This is a genomic window from Kribbella sp. NPDC104218 (assembly GCF_055584105.1).
This window is the reverse complement of record NZ_JBVJMQ010000003.1, coordinates 674,223-688,353: the sequence shown is the minus strand read 5'-3', so window position 1 is coordinate 688,353 and position 14,131 is coordinate 674,223. Positions and strand designations below refer to the sequence as shown.

Annotated in this window: 15 protein-coding genes; 9 read left to right on the top strand and 6 right to left on the bottom strand. The window is 70.1% G+C overall.

Features of this window, described 5'->3' with window-relative positions; genetic code table 11:
* Positions 1–3: 3 nt before the first annotated feature.
* Together ACZ6ZD_RS27930 and ACZ6ZD_RS27925 are read right to left on the bottom strand one after the other, a co-directional pair.
* A complete protein-coding gene (locus ACZ6ZD_RS27930) occupies positions 4–1,137 on the bottom strand; it encodes an HIRAN domain-containing protein (RefSeq protein ID WP_465676884.1) in 1,134 nt (377 codons plus the stop codon).
* 85 nt (positions 1,138–1,222) lie between these two features.
* Positions 1,223–2,257 carry an aminotransferase class V-fold PLP-dependent enzyme gene (locus ACZ6ZD_RS27925; protein WP_465676883.1) on the bottom strand — a complete coding sequence of 345 codons (1,035 nt, stop codon included), beginning with the start codon at positions 2,255–2,257 and terminating at the stop codon, positions 1,223–1,225.
* A gap of 76 nt (positions 2,258–2,333) precedes the next feature.
* Here ACZ6ZD_RS27925 and ACZ6ZD_RS27920 point away from each other — a divergent pair, with 76 nt between their 5' ends.
* On the top strand, positions 2,334–3,188 hold the full coding sequence (locus ACZ6ZD_RS27920; RefSeq protein WP_465676882.1) for a LysR family transcriptional regulator: 855 nt from the start codon (positions 2,334–2,336) through the stop codon (positions 3,186–3,188).
* On the opposite strand, the gene ACZ6ZD_RS27915 is transcribed toward ACZ6ZD_RS27920, so the two are convergent.
* Positions 3,185–3,934, bottom strand: coding sequence for a MerR family transcriptional regulator (locus tag ACZ6ZD_RS27915; protein ID WP_465676881.1), 750 nt, complete (start codon positions 3,932–3,934; stop codon positions 3,185–3,187). The two genes, ACZ6ZD_RS27920 and ACZ6ZD_RS27915, sit on opposite strands and share 4 nt — an antisense overlap.
* A gap of 117 nt (positions 3,935–4,051) precedes the next feature.
* On the opposite strand from ACZ6ZD_RS27915, the gene ACZ6ZD_RS27910 reads away from it, so the two are divergent.
* From ACZ6ZD_RS27910 to ACZ6ZD_RS27900, 3 genes are all read left to right on the top strand, one after another.
* On the top strand, positions 4,052–4,582 hold the full coding sequence (locus tag ACZ6ZD_RS27910) for a hypothetical protein (RefSeq protein ID WP_465676880.1): 531 nt from the start codon (positions 4,052–4,054) through the stop codon (positions 4,580–4,582).
* Between the two features lie 94 nt (positions 4,583–4,676).
* The gene (locus ACZ6ZD_RS27905; protein WP_465676879.1) at positions 4,677–4,934 is read left to right on the top strand and encodes a hypothetical protein; all 258 of its coding nucleotides are present in this window, start codon (positions 4,677–4,679) and stop codon (positions 4,932–4,934) included.
* Positions 4,935–4,943: 9 nt separating this feature from the next.
* Positions 4,944–5,531, top strand: coding sequence for a hypothetical protein (locus ACZ6ZD_RS27900; protein ID WP_465676878.1), 588 nt, complete (start codon positions 4,944–4,946; stop codon positions 5,529–5,531).
* Between the two features lie 220 nt (positions 5,532–5,751).
* Here ACZ6ZD_RS27900 and ACZ6ZD_RS27895 read toward each other — a convergent pair whose 3' ends face one another.
* Positions 5,752–6,510 carry a GAF and ANTAR domain-containing protein gene (locus ACZ6ZD_RS27895; protein WP_465676877.1) on the bottom strand — a complete coding sequence of 253 codons (759 nt, stop codon included), beginning with the start codon at positions 6,508–6,510 and terminating at the stop codon, positions 5,752–5,754.
* A gap of 76 nt (positions 6,511–6,586) precedes the next feature.
* Here ACZ6ZD_RS27895 and ACZ6ZD_RS27890 point away from each other — a divergent pair, with 76 nt between their 5' ends.
* Entirely contained in the window at positions 6,587–7,015 is a 429-nt protein-coding gene (locus tag ACZ6ZD_RS27890; RefSeq protein ID WP_465676876.1) for a hypothetical protein, read from the top strand.
* A 54-nt stretch (positions 7,016–7,069) separates the two neighbouring features.
* On the opposite strand, the gene ACZ6ZD_RS27885 is transcribed toward ACZ6ZD_RS27890, so the two are convergent.
* Positions 7,070–8,395 (bottom strand): acyl-CoA dehydrogenase family protein, encoded by a 1,326-nt coding sequence (locus tag ACZ6ZD_RS27885; RefSeq protein ID WP_465676875.1) that lies wholly within the window; start codon positions 8,393–8,395, stop codon positions 7,070–7,072.
* 101 nt (positions 8,396–8,496) lie between these two features.
* Between ACZ6ZD_RS27885 and ACZ6ZD_RS27880 the strand changes: the two genes are divergently transcribed.
* The 4 genes from ACZ6ZD_RS27880 to ACZ6ZD_RS27865 are packed head-to-tail and all read left to right on the top strand — an operon-like array spanning position 8,497 to position 12,713.
* Positions 8,497–9,228 carry a TetR/AcrR family transcriptional regulator gene (locus ACZ6ZD_RS27880; RefSeq protein WP_465676874.1) on the top strand — a complete coding sequence of 244 codons (732 nt, stop codon included), beginning with the start codon at positions 8,497–8,499 and terminating at the stop codon, positions 9,226–9,228.
* Positions 9,225–10,502, top strand: coding sequence for an acetyl-CoA C-acetyltransferase (locus tag ACZ6ZD_RS27875; protein WP_465676873.1), 1,278 nt, complete (start codon positions 9,225–9,227; stop codon positions 10,500–10,502). Before ACZ6ZD_RS27880 ends, ACZ6ZD_RS27875 begins: the two co-directional genes overlap by 4 nt.
* 10 nt (positions 10,503–10,512) lie before the next feature.
* Complete coding sequence (locus ACZ6ZD_RS27870; protein WP_465676872.1) at positions 10,513–11,859, top strand: 3-oxoacyl-ACP reductase; 1,347 nt, start codon at positions 10,513–10,515, stop codon at positions 11,857–11,859.
* Positions 11,859–12,713, top strand: coding sequence for a MaoC/PaaZ C-terminal domain-containing protein (locus tag ACZ6ZD_RS27865; RefSeq protein ID WP_465676871.1), 855 nt, complete (start codon positions 11,859–11,861; stop codon positions 12,711–12,713). Before ACZ6ZD_RS27870 ends, ACZ6ZD_RS27865 begins: the two co-directional genes overlap by 1 nt.
* 43 nt (positions 12,714–12,756) lie before the next feature.
* Here ACZ6ZD_RS27865 and thrS read toward each other — a convergent pair whose 3' ends face one another.
* The gene (gene thrS, locus ACZ6ZD_RS27860; protein ID WP_465676870.1) at positions 12,757–14,040 is read right to left on the bottom strand and encodes a threonine--tRNA ligase; all 1,284 of its coding nucleotides are present in this window, start codon (positions 14,038–14,040) and stop codon (positions 12,757–12,759) included.
* Positions 14,041–14,131: the final 91 nt, after the last annotated feature.

Sequence of the window (14,131 nt, the reverse complement as noted above, 5' to 3'; positions counted from 1 at the left end):
CAGTCAGGCGGAGACTGTCCGGCAGTCCGGGCAGAGGTGTGGCTTGCGGCCACGCACGCGCAGGCGCTCGAAGGTCACCGCGCAGTGGGTGCAAACGAGCAGTTCGACGTCGGGCGCAGCGGCTGCGGCCGGCTGATGGGCGCCGACTGCCTCGGGTGTTGGCACGACTGGAGGCTTGGGTTCGCTCGGGAGAGCGGACTCCAGTTTCTGGCGGGCGCGATTGCGGCGCTTTTCCAGGTCCTCGACCGCGTCCTCGCGGGCGGCCGCATCGCCGTACACACCGAGCCCGCGTTCGGCCCACCAGAGGCAGGCCGACCAGTCCTTCTTCTTCTGCTGCCGAATCGCCATCTGGCGGTATGTCTCCAGAAGCGGCACCTTGCCCCATTTGGCCAAAAAGGCTCGGCAGATCCACTCCATCTCGGCGTCATGCCGTTTGCAGACGTCGTCGAACTCGTCGAGTGCGGTGTCGTAGAGATCCCGGCAGCGGTACAGACGAGACTCCAGCTCCGCGAACTGGAAATGCCGATCGATCGGATCTGGATCGGTTGCCAGCAGACCCTGAAGTACGGCGATCGCGGATCTGTCGCCGTCCGGTAGCTCGTCGTACCAGGACAGGTCGTACGAATCGTCCTCCGCATCCGTCAGCCATGCCTCGCTGAATCCGGTCCGCATCGTCCCCGCGCCGAACACCGGCCGGCCGCGCGGCCCGGCTGCGGGCCGCGCAACGCCGAAGTCGGTCGGCTCGTGCTCCAGCCAGACGCCGAGTTGTCCAGGCCCGTTCTCGTAGTAGCCGCCGCCGAGGATGACGCCTCGTAGACCGATGTGCGCGGCGTGTGCCTGCATCATCTCGGTCAGACCTCGGTGGTAGCGGCCTGCAGTCTGCCGATCGAGGTAGCCGACGACGTGCCCGTCGACGAAGATCGCGATCGCCTTCGGGTCGTAGACGTTGTGCGGCTCGGGTACCAGCACCGCGGCGACCGCGCAGCGCACACTCTCACCGACGCGACCGCCCGATATCCCCCACAGCGCGGCTTGATAATTGCTCTCCCCCACCACCTCGAGATCTTCCTCGCCACCGAGCATCAGAACCTGCGGCCGGTCGTTCTCCCGCCCGCGCATCCGATTGATCCACCCCATCGTGTACCTCCCCCTCGCCCCTTGACGACAACATCGTCGCCACGGGGCCGTTCGTTACGGAGAGCTACCTACCTCACCGCGCAGGTCAGTTGTGGAGGTGGCCGCGGAGGGTTTGGGCGGCTTGGTGGACGTCGGGGTGGGTGGTGGTGAGGTGGAAGGAGAGGCGGAGGCGGCCGGCTCGGGTGGCGGCGGTGATGTTGGTGGTGGCGAGGAGGTGGAGGACGGCGGGGTCGGCGGTGGCGGAGACGATGGCTGAGGGGATCTTGGGGACGTCGAGGCCGGTTAGGTCGCGGAAGCGGTTGGCGAGGGTGAGGTTGTGGGTGTGGAGGGCTTCGATGCCTACGTCGCGGAGGAGTTCGAGGGATTCGGCGGCGGCGATCCAGGCGTGCCAGGCCGGGGAGAGGTCGTAGCGGCGGGCGTCGTCGGCGAGGCGGAGGGGTGAGCCGTAGATGGAGTCCCAGGGGTCGGCGCCGGCGTACCAGTTGGCGTTGAGCGGGGTGAGGTCGTATTCGGGGCGGATGGTGAAGAAGGCGGTGCCGCGCGGGGTGAGGAGCCATTTGTAGCCGCCGGCAACGGTGAAGGCGTATTGCGAGGCGTCGATCGGGAGCCAGCCGGCCGCCTGGGTGGTGTCGAGAAGGATCGGGACGCCGGTGCCGCGCAGCGCTTCGAGGTCGGCGACGCGGCCGTCCGACGACTGGACGGCGGAGACCGCGACCAGCTTGGTCGCCGGGCGTACTTCGTCCGCGAGGCTGTCGAGTGGGACTTCGCGGACGCGGTGGCCGGCCGCGAAGAACGGGAAGGTCAGGCTGGTGAACTCGCCCGCCGCGACCAGTACCTCGCCCCCGATCGGGAGCCACTGGGCGACCAGCGCGACGTACGTCGAGACCTGGCTGCCGAGCGCGACGTCGGACGCGCGGACTCCGACCAGCTCGGCGTACGCGCGACGGGCCCGGGCGATCGGCTCGTCATGGTCGACCGGGTTCTCGGTGCCGGCCCGCCAGTCCGTCAGGACCTTCTGCAGTGCGGCCAGGCTTCGCGCCGGCGGCAGGCCGAGCGTCGCGGTGTTCAGGTAGATGCACTCGGGCGCGAACTCGGCCTGCGCCGCCTCGATACTCAGCATGCCGTTCAGCCTCGGCGAGCGAGCCTTCAAACAGAAGACCGTCCTGCTGAGGCCTGACCAAAGTTACGCTTTGAGGATGGATCCCCGCCGGCTGCTCATCTTCCGCGCCGTCGCCCGGGCCGGCTCGCTGTCCGCGGCAGCGGCCGACCTCGGGTGGACGCAGCCCGCGGTCGGTCAGCACATGCAGCGGCTCGAACGCGACGCCGGCGTACCGCTCCTGCTGCGCTCGACCCGCGGCATCACGCTCACCGAAGCCGGTACGGCGCTTCTCGCACATGCGGACGCCGTCGCCGCCCGCCTCGCCGCGGCCGAGGCAGAGCTGCAGGACTTCGCCGCGCTCCGGACCGGCTCCGTCCAGTTGGTCACCTTCCCGTCGGCGGCCGCCGTCCTCGTCCCGCCCGCGCTGGCCAGGCTCACGCCCGACCTCGACGTCCGGCTGACTGAGGCGGAACCGCCTGAAGCCATCGCGCAGGTCCTGTCCGGTACGGCGGACGTCGGCATCGTGTTCAGCTACCCATCCGACCCGCCGCTGTCGGCAGAGCTGGTTTGCTTGCCGCTAGCAACTGATCCACTGCGCGCCGTCGTCCCGCTCGGTCATCGGCGCCGCCGTCCGATCGATCTGACCGAGCTCGCGGACGAGCGCTGGGTCGCGGGCTGTCCACGCTGCGAGGCGAACCTCCGCAGCCTCACCGAGGCGGCCGGGTTCACGCCTGATATCCGGCATCGGACGGACGATTACGTCGTCGTCCAACGGCTGGTCGCCGAGTCGCTGGCGGTCACGCTGCTCCCCCAGCTCGCGCTGACGGCTGCCCCGACGCCGACCGTCCGGGCAATCGCCGTCCGGACCGAGCCGCGCCGCGTCGCCCTCGTGCACCGCGTTGAGCACGCGCTGACCCCCGGCGTCCAGGCGGTCGTCGCGGCCCTGCGCTAGTCGGTCAGGCGCTCGTCGGCGTACACGTTCATCGCGTCGCGCAGGTAGACCGCGACGGACGGGTCGGCGTTGATCGCGCTGGTGAAGCGCTCGTCGTCGACGTACAGCTGACCGAGGCCGCGGTACGCCTCGGCGGTCGGCGTCCAGAACAGGCTGGTCACTTCGTAGTGCAGCTGGATCATTTCCTGCACGCTGAGGTCGTGCACATCGGCTCCTTCCGCTTTCAGGACGGCCAGCCGCTCGTGGACGCGGCCGTATCCGGTGCGCGCCTTCTCGGCGTCCGAGCCGGACCAGTTGCGCATCCGCTCGTAGCCGGCGTCGACGACCTCGTCGCCCCAGCGCTCTCGCGCCTCGGCCTCGTAGGGGTTGTGCTCGAACCCTTCGAACACCTTCTCCGGTGCCATTTCGCCACCACTCCTCACGTTCTCGATCGTTGATTCGACGGTTCGGACCAGGCGGCCGAGGCGCTGCTGCTCGCGGACGAGCCACGCCTTGTGCCGCTCGAGGACCTCGACCGTGCTGTCCTTGCTCTGCCGGGTCAGGACGCCGGCGATCGCTTCCAGCCCGAGGCCGAGCTCGCGCAGCAGCAGGATCTGCTGCAACCGCAGCAGTTGCTCGGCCGCGTAGTACCGGCGTCCGTTCGCGGCGATCCGCTCGGGGACCAGCAGGCCGATCGCGTGGTAGTGCCGCAACGTGCGCGCTGTCACGCCCGAATCCCGGGCCACTTCGGCGATCGACCAACTCATGTTCAGGACGATAAGGGCTGCCGTTACGTCAGCTTCAAGCTCATTTCCCCCGGTGGAGGGAGCAGGTTCACCCCGCCGGGTGACGCCGGGGCGCGCCGGATCGGGTGTGCTGTGGATATGACGACTGTCGATGTCCGCCGCTGGCCCGCCTACACGATCGCCTGTGGGGTGGGCGCGTTCTGCGCCGTTGTCCTGGGGACTGCGGCGTACCAGCATCTGTGGCAGCGCGCCGAGCTCACCTCGGACGGGATCGTCGCCCTCGGCGCGACGGTGCTCCGGCTCGGGACGATCGCGGTGGCGCTGCTCGCCGTCCTGCCGTGGGGACGCCGCATCCCGGCGCCCCTGCTGTCGATGGCGCTGTGGGCGATCGCGATCGGGCAGCTCGCCTACCCGGTGGCCGAGACGGCCGTGAAGGCGGCGATCCTGCTCGACCTGATCGCGCCGCTGGACAAGGGCATCAGCAACATGTCGCCGACGGGCTGGTTCAACTTCGGCGCGGCCTGGTTGATCTGGGGTGTGCCCGGCGTCCTGTTCACGCTGCAGGCGCTCGACCACCGGCGTACGCACCGGCTCTCGTACCTCTGGGCGCCGGCCGGCGCCCTCGCGGGCACGGCCGCGCTGGCCGCGCTCGGCGTCCTCATCTCCTGAGCCTTGACTACGGACCGTTAGGGGTCGATCGTGGCTCTAACGACCGGCGCCGAGGGGGCTTGGAGCCGGGACCAGCTCTGAGGGGGGCTCTGCCATGCCTGCACCACAGCCCGAAGAACGCGATCGCCGCCAGCGCGCCGTCGACGCCATGCGCGACGCGCGCGCGACCATCCGCGACGAGTTCGGCCCGAACCTGCCGGGCCGGATCGAGGACGCTCTCGACAAAGCCGAGCGCGAGCTCTTCTCGGCCAGCGAATGCCGCCAGGCCAAGCCGTTCGCGCCGATCATCCAGATCGGCGACAAGACCGGCCTCTACTACACCTGCACCCACACCCCGCCGCACCGCTACTAGGGCCGCGCCATGTCCGGCCTGACCGACGCCCTGAAAGGGCTCGCCGCACCCTTCCGCGCGCTCGCCGTCGCCGTCCTCGGCGCCTGGTGGGCGTGGCAATGGTTCAACAACGACGGCCAGTGGGCCATCATCGCCGCCCTGGGCGCCCTACTCGCCGGCCTCACCCTCGACGCCCTCGGACGCCGTACGCCGGCCGCCAAGCCACACCTGTCGATCGCGCTGATGGAATGGTGGATCGTCGTCCCGATGGTCCTCGCCGCCCTCGCCGCGGCCACCGCCATCGTCGTCACCGTCGAACTCGTCGCACCCGACACCGCCACCACCGAAACCAAGGAAACCATCGGCGCCCTGGCCACCGCCATCACCGCCTTCCTCGCCTCCGGCTTCGTCGACTGGGCCGCCGACGGCACCGACTCCCGCACCTCCGACCGCATCCGCGACCACTTCCACGCCAAGTACGCCACCACCTTCCGCGACGGCTCCCAAGCCGACCTCTACGTCTACTCCACCACCCACCCCACCGGCTGGAGCCGCACCGACCGCCGAACCCGAGCCGACGGCATCAAATCCCGCTGGCACCTCGACCGCCCCGACTGAACAGCCGGCCCGACCTGCGAGCTAGGTCGGCCGACACTCCGGTCCGCGGGATGCGCTCGGCGTCGGCGTCCTCGCGCTGGTGTTCGCCGGCGCCGAGACCGGCGCGGGCGAGCCGTCGGGACGGCAATCAGCTCGGCCGCATCGCACTGCTTCTCGCCGTCGCCGTCATGTTGATGCTGGCGGCAACAATTGCCGCGGGCGCGCTGGGCTCGGGGTGAGGTCAGTGCGGGAGGCGGCGGGTGTCGATGAGTTCTTGGGCTACGTCGTGAAGTTTGCGGTTGGCGTCCTGGGAGTAGCGTTTGAGGATGGCGAAGGCGCGGTCGGCGTCCACGGCGTACCGCTCCATCAGGATGCCCATCGCCTGGCCGACGAGTTTGCGCGCGTCGATGGCGGTGACGAGGTGCTCTTCCTGGCGGGCGGTGGCGACGGCGACCGAGGCGTGCCGGGCCAGGATGTGCGCGATCGCTTCGTCGTCGGCGCCGAAGCCGTCCGGGCGACCGGAGTACAGGCCGAGGACGCCGACCGTCGCTCCCCCGGTCCCCAACGGCAGGTCCAGCACGCTCCGGACGCCGAAGCCGCGGACGACGTCCGCCCACTGCGGCCACCGATCGTCGACCGCGGTGTCGCGGACCCGCACGACCGAGTGCTCGCGAATCGACAGCGCGAGCGGCCCGTCGCCGCCGTCCACCTGCAAGCGGTAGATCTCCGCGACCACCGGGTGCGTCACCGCCGGGACCTCGAGCCGCCGGCCGCGATCCGTGACCAGGGCGACCCCGGCATGCGAACAGCCCAGCGCCTGTATCGCGAACTCGACGACCGCCTCGACGGTCTCGTCGAGGCCTTCCGTGTCATGCAGACTCAGCGCGAGCTCCGCGAACCGCTCAGCCGCCGTCAGCCCCCGCCGTACCGGGGCCGCACCGCTCACCTCACCACCGACGATCTCGTGGCGATGCGGCCTGACGATCGCGTCGCTGCTCATACCGTCAAGGTAGCTTGACGCCCACCGCCCGTCAAGCTGTCTTGACGCCGGTTGCCCGCCAAGTTATCTTGCCGGGATGGGAGCCGACTCGAACCAGCCGCCGGTCCCGGACGACGCCCGGACCCTGGAAGAGCTGCTCGGCATCCTCCGCGTCAGCGACCAGCGCCAGCTCTACGAACGCGAGATCGCCGCCGGCCCGGACCAGGGCCACTCCATCCCCGCCCTGGTCAAAGCCCTCGCCGACCTCCCCGGCGTCACCGGCCTGGAAGCCCTCAAAGCCAGCCGCCGCGTCGTCGAACTCCTCACCGGCGCCCGCTGGCACATGATCCGCCAAGCCCGCGAAGAAGGCTCCAGCTGGAGCCAAGTAGGCCTCGCCCTAGGCATGACCAAACAGGCCGCCTACGACTTCTACCAACGCAAACTGGACCAGCAAGACGCCTCCCCCACCACCACCAACAGCACCCCCCGCTCCCGAGCCGCCCTAGGCACCAAACCCACCCCCTAACCCGCCCCTCAGCTGTCAAGCCTGCGGAGGAGCGGGGCGGCGAGGAAAGCAGCGTCAGCGGATGCGCATGCCGGAGATGGCTCGGGCTATTACCAGGCGCTGGATTTCGGAGGTGCCTTCGAAGATGGTGTAGATCTTGGCGTCTCGGTGCATGCGTTCGACGGGGTATTCGCGGGTGTAGCCGTTGCCGCCGAGGATCTGGATGGCTTCTTCGGTGACTTTGACGGCTACTTCGCCGGCTTTGAGTTTGGCCATGGAGCCTTCGCCGTGGCGGTAGTCGGGGGACTCGCCGCGCATGAGGGCGGCGGACATGTTGGCGGCGCGCCAGACGAGGAGGCGGGCGGCGTCGATCTCGAGGGCCATGTCGGCGAGTTTGAAGGCGATGCCCTGGTTGTCGATGATGGGGCGGCCGAACTGTTCGCGGCCCTTGGCGTAGTCGAGGGCGAACTCGTAGGCGGCGCGGGCGATGCCGATGGCCTGGGCGCCGACGATGTGGCGGGTCATCTCGAAGGTGGCCATCGAGGCGTTGCGGCCGGTGGCGGCGGATTTGGGTTCGCGGGCCTTGGCGAGGCGGGCGTCGAGTTTCTCCTTGCCGCCGAGGACGTTGGCGGCGGGGATCCGGACGTTGTCGAAGAAGACGTCGGCGGTGTGCGAGGCGCGGAGGCCGTGCTTGCGCAGCTTGGTGCCCTGTTCGAGGCCGCGGACCTCGGTGCGCGGGACGACGAACGCGGCCTGGCCCTTGGTGCCCAGGGACGGGTCGACGGTGGCGACGACGACGTGGATGTCGGCGATGCCGCCGTTGGTCGCCCAGGCCTTCTGGCCGTTGATGACCCATTCGTCGGTCTTCTCGTCGTACGTCGCCCGCGTGCGGATGGCGGAGACGTCGGAGCCGGCGCCGGGTTCGGAGGAGCAGAAGGCGGCGACCTGGACGTCGTCCGGCGTGCCGTAGCAGCGGCCCATCCACTGGCTCCACTGCTCTGGGGTGCCGTTGGAGAAGATGGCGGACGACGCCAGCCCGGTGCCCTTGAGCGCCATGCCGATACCGGCGTCACCCCAGAACAGCTCCTCGTGGACGAGCGGCAGCAGCAGGCCGGAGGGGTCGACGAACAGGTTGACGTTCGCGTCGAGACCGTACAGACCGATCTTCGCGGCCTCCTGGATCACCGGCCACGGCGTCTCCTCGCGCTCGTCCCACTCGGCGGCCGCGGGCCGCATCACATCGGCGGCGAAGGCGCGCGCCCAGGCCTGGATCTCGCGCTGCTCGTCGTTCAGCGCGAACGAGAACGGGCTCCAGCCCGGCTTCGAGCGTTCGGCGCCGAGCTCACCGGCCAGGGCCATCACGTCGGTGGAGACGGCAGGCTTCGGGTCGGTCATCGTCATCAACATCCTCCGGCGGCATACAGGGGGTACCGAACCATATGTTACTGATGAGTGTAACCGTCGTTTGCACCAAGGGGTACCACTGTGGCTAAGATCGGTCCATGAGCTCCGCGCTGCTCGCGATCGGACGCCGCCGGACCACGGCGGAGCGTCGGCGCGACCGGGAGCGGGACATCATCCGCGCCACCCGCGAGCTGTTCGACGAGCGCGGCACGATCGACGCCCAGATCGACGACATCGCCAAACGCGTCGGCATCAACAAGGCGCTCATCTACCGGCACTTCTCCGGTAAGGAGGAGCTGTTCGCGCTGACGCTGGTCGACTACCTCGGCGAGCTGGACGCGCGGCTGCAGGCCGTCGACAACACGCGCCGGACGCCGCTGAACCGGCTGAAGGCGCTCAGCGAGGTGTTCGTCGACTTCTGCCTGGAGTTCCCCGCGTTCACCGACTGCGCGATGAGCCTGCTGCGCCGGACCGGCGAGGAGCTGTTCGGCGAGATCACCGAGCCGGTGATGGTGACGCTCGGGACGGCGATGGCCGCCGCCCTCGGCCGGATCGCCACCGTCCTGGACGCCGGTCAGCGGGCCGGCGTGTTCGCCGCGGCCGACACCGCCTACCTGGCCAACCACCTCTACACCCAGACGCTCGGATCGTTGCACATGGCAAGGGTCGGCCTGATCGTGTCGACCGGGAAACCGGGCCACCCGGTCGTGCATCATGCCGAGGTGAGCACGGTCCGCCAGACCGCGATCACCGCGACGCTGGCGACCGCGGTCGGCCGGTTCGCCTACGAGGTACCCAAGAAAGCCCGCAGAGCAGGAGACAGATCGTGACCGAAGCGCGCAGAGTGGCCGTCGTCGCCGGCAACCGGATCCCGTTCGCCCGGCAGGACAAGACCTACCGGCACGCGTCGAACTCCGACATGCTGACCGCCGCGATCAACGGCCTGGTGGACCGGGCCGGGCTCGGCGGCCAGGAGGTCGGCGAGGTGGTGGCCGGCGCCGTGCTGAAACACGCCCGGGACTGGAACATGGTCCGCGAGGTCGTCCTCGGCTCCAAGCTGGCCGCGACCACCCCGGCGTACGACATCCAGCAGGCCTGCGGCACCGGGCTCGAGGCGGCGATCCTGGTCGGCAACAAGATCGCCCTCGGCCAGATCGACGCCGGGATCGCGGGCGGCGTCGACACGGCGTCCGACGCGCCGATCGCGATCAACGACCGGCTGCGCAACATCCTGCTCGACCTGAACCGGGCCAAGTCCGCGCCGGACCGGCTGAAGGTCCTGGCCCGGGTCCGCCCGAAGGACGTCGTCCCGGAGATCCCCCGCAACGCCGAGCCGCGGACGCGCAAGTCGATGGGCGACCACGCCGCCCTCACCGCGCTGGAGTGGGGCATCACCCGCGAGGCCCAGGACGAGCTGACCTACCGCTCGCACATCAACCTCGCCGCGGCCTACGACCGCGGCTTCCAGCAGGACCTGATCACGCCGTACCTCGGCCTCGAGAAGGACCAGAACCTGCGCCCCGACACCACGCTGGAAAAGCTCGCCAAGCTCAAGCCCGTCTTCGGCAAGGGCGAGACCGCGACGATGACGGCCGGTAACTCGACGCCGCTGACCGACGGCGCCTCCGCCGTCCTGCTCGCGACCGACGAGTGGGCCGCGGAGCACGGCCTGCGTCCGCTCGCCTACCTGACCCACTCGCAGACGGCCGCGGTCGACTACGTGAAGGGCGCGGAGGGGCTGCTGATGGCCCCGGCGTACGCCGTCCCGCGGATGCTGGCCCGCGCCGGGCTGACGCTGCAGGACTTCGACTACTACGAGATCCACGAGGCGTTCGCGTCCCAGGTGCTGGCGACGCTGAAGGCCTGGGAGGACCCGATCTTCTGCAAGGAGCGGCTCGGCCTCGACGCGCCGCTCGGCGAGATCGACCGCGACAAGCTGAACGTGAACGGGAGCTCGCTGGCCGCGGGTCACCCGTTCGCGGCGACCGGCGGGCGGATCCTCGCCGCGCTGGCCAAGCAACTCGACGAGAACGGCGGTGGCCGTGGCCTGATCTCGATCTGCGCCGCGGGCGGCCAGGGTGTCGTCGCCATCCTCGAGAAGTAGGAGCAACCCCATGACGGACCGCTACCAGACCTTCACCCGGACGCCGCTCGGCCAGACCCTGGTGAAGAACCTGGGCCTGCCCGACCCGACGCCGCTGCCCCGCTGGCGCGAGGGCGACCGCGTGATCGACGGCCCGGTCGTGTTCGGCGCGATCGGCGAGACGGACGCCGGGAAGGCGATCCAGGCCCTGCTCCGGGACGCCGGCGCCGCGTTCAGCACGGCGACCGAGGGCGTCGCGTCCAGCTCGATCCGCCCGAAGGCGCTCGTCTTCGACGCGACCGGCGCGACCACGACGGCCGACCTGACCAGCCTGCAGCGCTTCTTCTCCCCCGTGATCCGCCAGCTCGCGGCCGCGGGCCGGGTGATCGTCGTCGGCCGGACGCCGGAGCTCGCGCAGTCCGCCGAGCAGCAGATCGCGCAGCGCGCGCTCGAGGGTTTCACGCGCTCCCTCGGCAAGGAGGTCAAACGCGGCGCCACGGTCAACCTCGTGTACGTCGCTCCGGACGCGCACGACCAGCTCGACTCGACGCTCCGCTTCTTCCTGTCGCCCAAATCGGCGTACGTCAGCGGTCAGGTCACCCGCGTCGCGACCGGTCAGCTCGTCAGCAACGACCCCGCGCGGCCGCTGGCCGGCCAGGTCGCCCTCGTCACCGGCGCGGCGCGCGGGATCGGCGCCTCGATCGCGGAGGTGCTCGTCCGGGACGGCGCGACCGTCATCGGCGTGGACGTCGCGCAGAACGCCGAACCCTTGCACAAGGTGATGACGCGGCTGGGCGGGACGGAGCTGCTGCTCGACGTCACCGCCGTGGACGCCGCCCAGCGGATCGCCGCCCACGCGCAGGAGCAGCACGGCGGGATCGACATCGTCGTCCACAACGCGGGCATCACCCGCGACAAGCGGCTGGCGAACATGCGCACCGACACCTGGGACGCCGTCCTCGACGTCAACCTGCGCGCGCCCGAGCACATCACCGCGCATCTGGTCGAGACCGGCACGCTGCGCCCCGGCGGCTCGATCATCGGCGTCTCGTCGATCGCCGGGATCGCCGGGAACAACGGCCAGACGAACTACGCCACCTCGAAGGCGGGCGTGATCGGCCTGGTCCAGGCGCTGGCGCCGAAACTCGCCGAGCAGCAGATCCGGATCAACGCGGTCGCGCCCGGTTTCATCGAGACCGAGATGACCGCGAAGGTGCCGTTCGCGATCCGCGAGGTGGGCCGCCGGATCAACTCGATGCAGCAGGGCGGTCAGCCGGTCGACGTGGCCGAGACGATCGCCTGGTTCGCCGATCCGGCCTCGGCCGGTGTGACGGGTAACGTCGTCCGCGTCTGCGGCCAGAGCATGCTGGGCGCCTGATGCCGACGCGGCGGTACGACGACTCCCCCGGCCTCGGCTCGCTCTACGCCAAGACCGTGAAGGCGACGCTGCGGCGGGCCGACTACGCGCCGTCCGAGGACGGGCTGACACTCGAGCTGCCGCACTCGGCAGTCGATCAGGACCACTTGGCGGCGTACCGGGAGGTGACCGGTTTCCCGGCCGGGCCCGCGATGCCGGCGACGTACCCGCACATCCTGGCCTTCCCGCTGCACCTGGATCTGATGTCGGATCCGTCATTCCCCTACAAGCCGATGGGGATCGTGCACCTGTCGAACACGATCACCCAGAAGGCGCCGCTGCCGATCCACGCGGAGCCCGCGATCCGCGTGCACAGCACGCCGGAGCGGCCGCATCCGAAGGGCACCGTCTTCGACATCGTCAGCGAGGTGCTCGTCGACGGCGCCGTCGTCTGGACGGATCTGACCACGCTGCTCAGCCGCTCCAAGAGTGAGAACTCGGTGCACGTCGACCTGCTCACCGACCCCGAGCTCCCGCCGAACGCCTGGTGGGAGCTGCGCGGCAACCTCGGCCGCCGGTACGCCGCGGCGTCCGGCGACCGGAACCCGATCCACCTGTTCAAGCTGACCGCACAGGCGTTCGGCTTCCCGCGCCAGATCGCGCACGGGATGTGGGCCAAGGCCGCCGCGCTCGCCTCCCTCGAGCGCGCCGGTCAGCTGCCGGACGCGTTCACCGTCCGGGTCGACTTCCGCAAGCCGCTGCTGCTGCCCTCCAAGGTCCAGTTCGGCTTCGCCGCGACCGGCAGCGGCACCGATTTCGCCTTGTACGACGAGGCGCACGACGTCACCCATCTGATCGGCAAGCTGGAGGTCTGAACCGCCGGGCCATCACAATCGGCGTGGCCCGGCGTGCTCACGCTCAGCTCGCGGCGACCTCGGCCATTGCGATGGCCTGGGGAACCGCCTCGTGGGCGATCCGGTCGAGCACCTCCGCGATCCCCGCGGCGTCCCAGCGGGAGCCGTCGCGTTCGCGGACGGCGAGTTGGGCGGCGGCGGCTTCGCGGGGGCCGATGACGGCCTGGTACGGCGCGTGGCGGTTCTCCCGGATGCGCGCGCCGAGACTGCCCTCGTCGGCGTGTGCGACCTCGACGCGGAGGCCGCGGTCGCGGGCGCGCCGGGCGACGTCGACGGCGACCTGACCCTCGTCGTCGGAGATCGGGAGGACGACGACCTGGACCGGCGCGAGCCAGGCCGGGAAGGCCCCGCCGTGCACCTCGATCAGCTGCGCCATCGCGCGCTCGATACTGCCGACGATCGCCCGGTGCACCATCACCGGCCGATGTTTGTTGCCGTCGGCACCCATGTACTCGAGCCCGAACCGCTCCGGCTGGTTGAAGTCGACCTGGATGGTCGACAGGCTGAACTCCCGCCCGGCCGAGTCCACCACCTGGACGTCGATCTTCGGCCCGTAGAAGGCGGCCTCCCCCGGCGCCTCGACGTACTCGACACCGGCGTCCTCGAGGACGCCGCGTAACAGCCCGGCCGCCGCCGACCAGCTCGCCGCGTCGCCGACGTACTTGCTGCCCGGGCTGCCGATGGCGGCGCCCTCAGCAGGTAGCGCGAGGTCGTACCGGGCGACGCTGATCCCCATCGCGGCGTACGCCGCTCTGATCAGAGAGAGCGCTCCCTGAGCTTCCTCGGCGACCTGATCGAGCCGGCAGAAGATGTGGGCGTCGTTCAGCTGCATCGCCCGGACCCGGCTGAGACCGCCGATCGCACCGGAGAGCTCGGAACGGTACTGGCCGCCGAGTTCCGACAACCGCAGCGGGAGATCGCGATAACTGCGCGCCCGGGAGCGGAAGATCAGCGCATGGTGCGGGCAGATACTCGGCCGCAGCACCAGCTCCTCCCCGCCCATGTCCATCGGCGGATACATGTCGTCGCTGTACTTCTCCCAGTGCCCGGAGATCTCGTAGAGCGCTTTCTTGCCGAGAACGGGCGAATAGACCTGCTGATATCCGGCGCGCCGTTCGAGCTCGGCGACGTAGCTCTCCAGGGCATGCCGGACGGCGGCGCCCGCGGGCAGCCAGTACGGCAGACCGGCGCCGATCAGCGGGTCGGAGTCGAACAGGCCGAGCTCGCGGCCGAGTTTGCGGTGGTCGTACATGGTGATCTCCTCATCGAGAGAGGGCCGAACACCCACGGCACGACAAAGCCCCGGGGCATCGGCCCCGGGGCTTCGGAAAGACAGTCAGCTGTCAGCGCGCCGGGACGTACTCCGGCGTCGTCGTCAC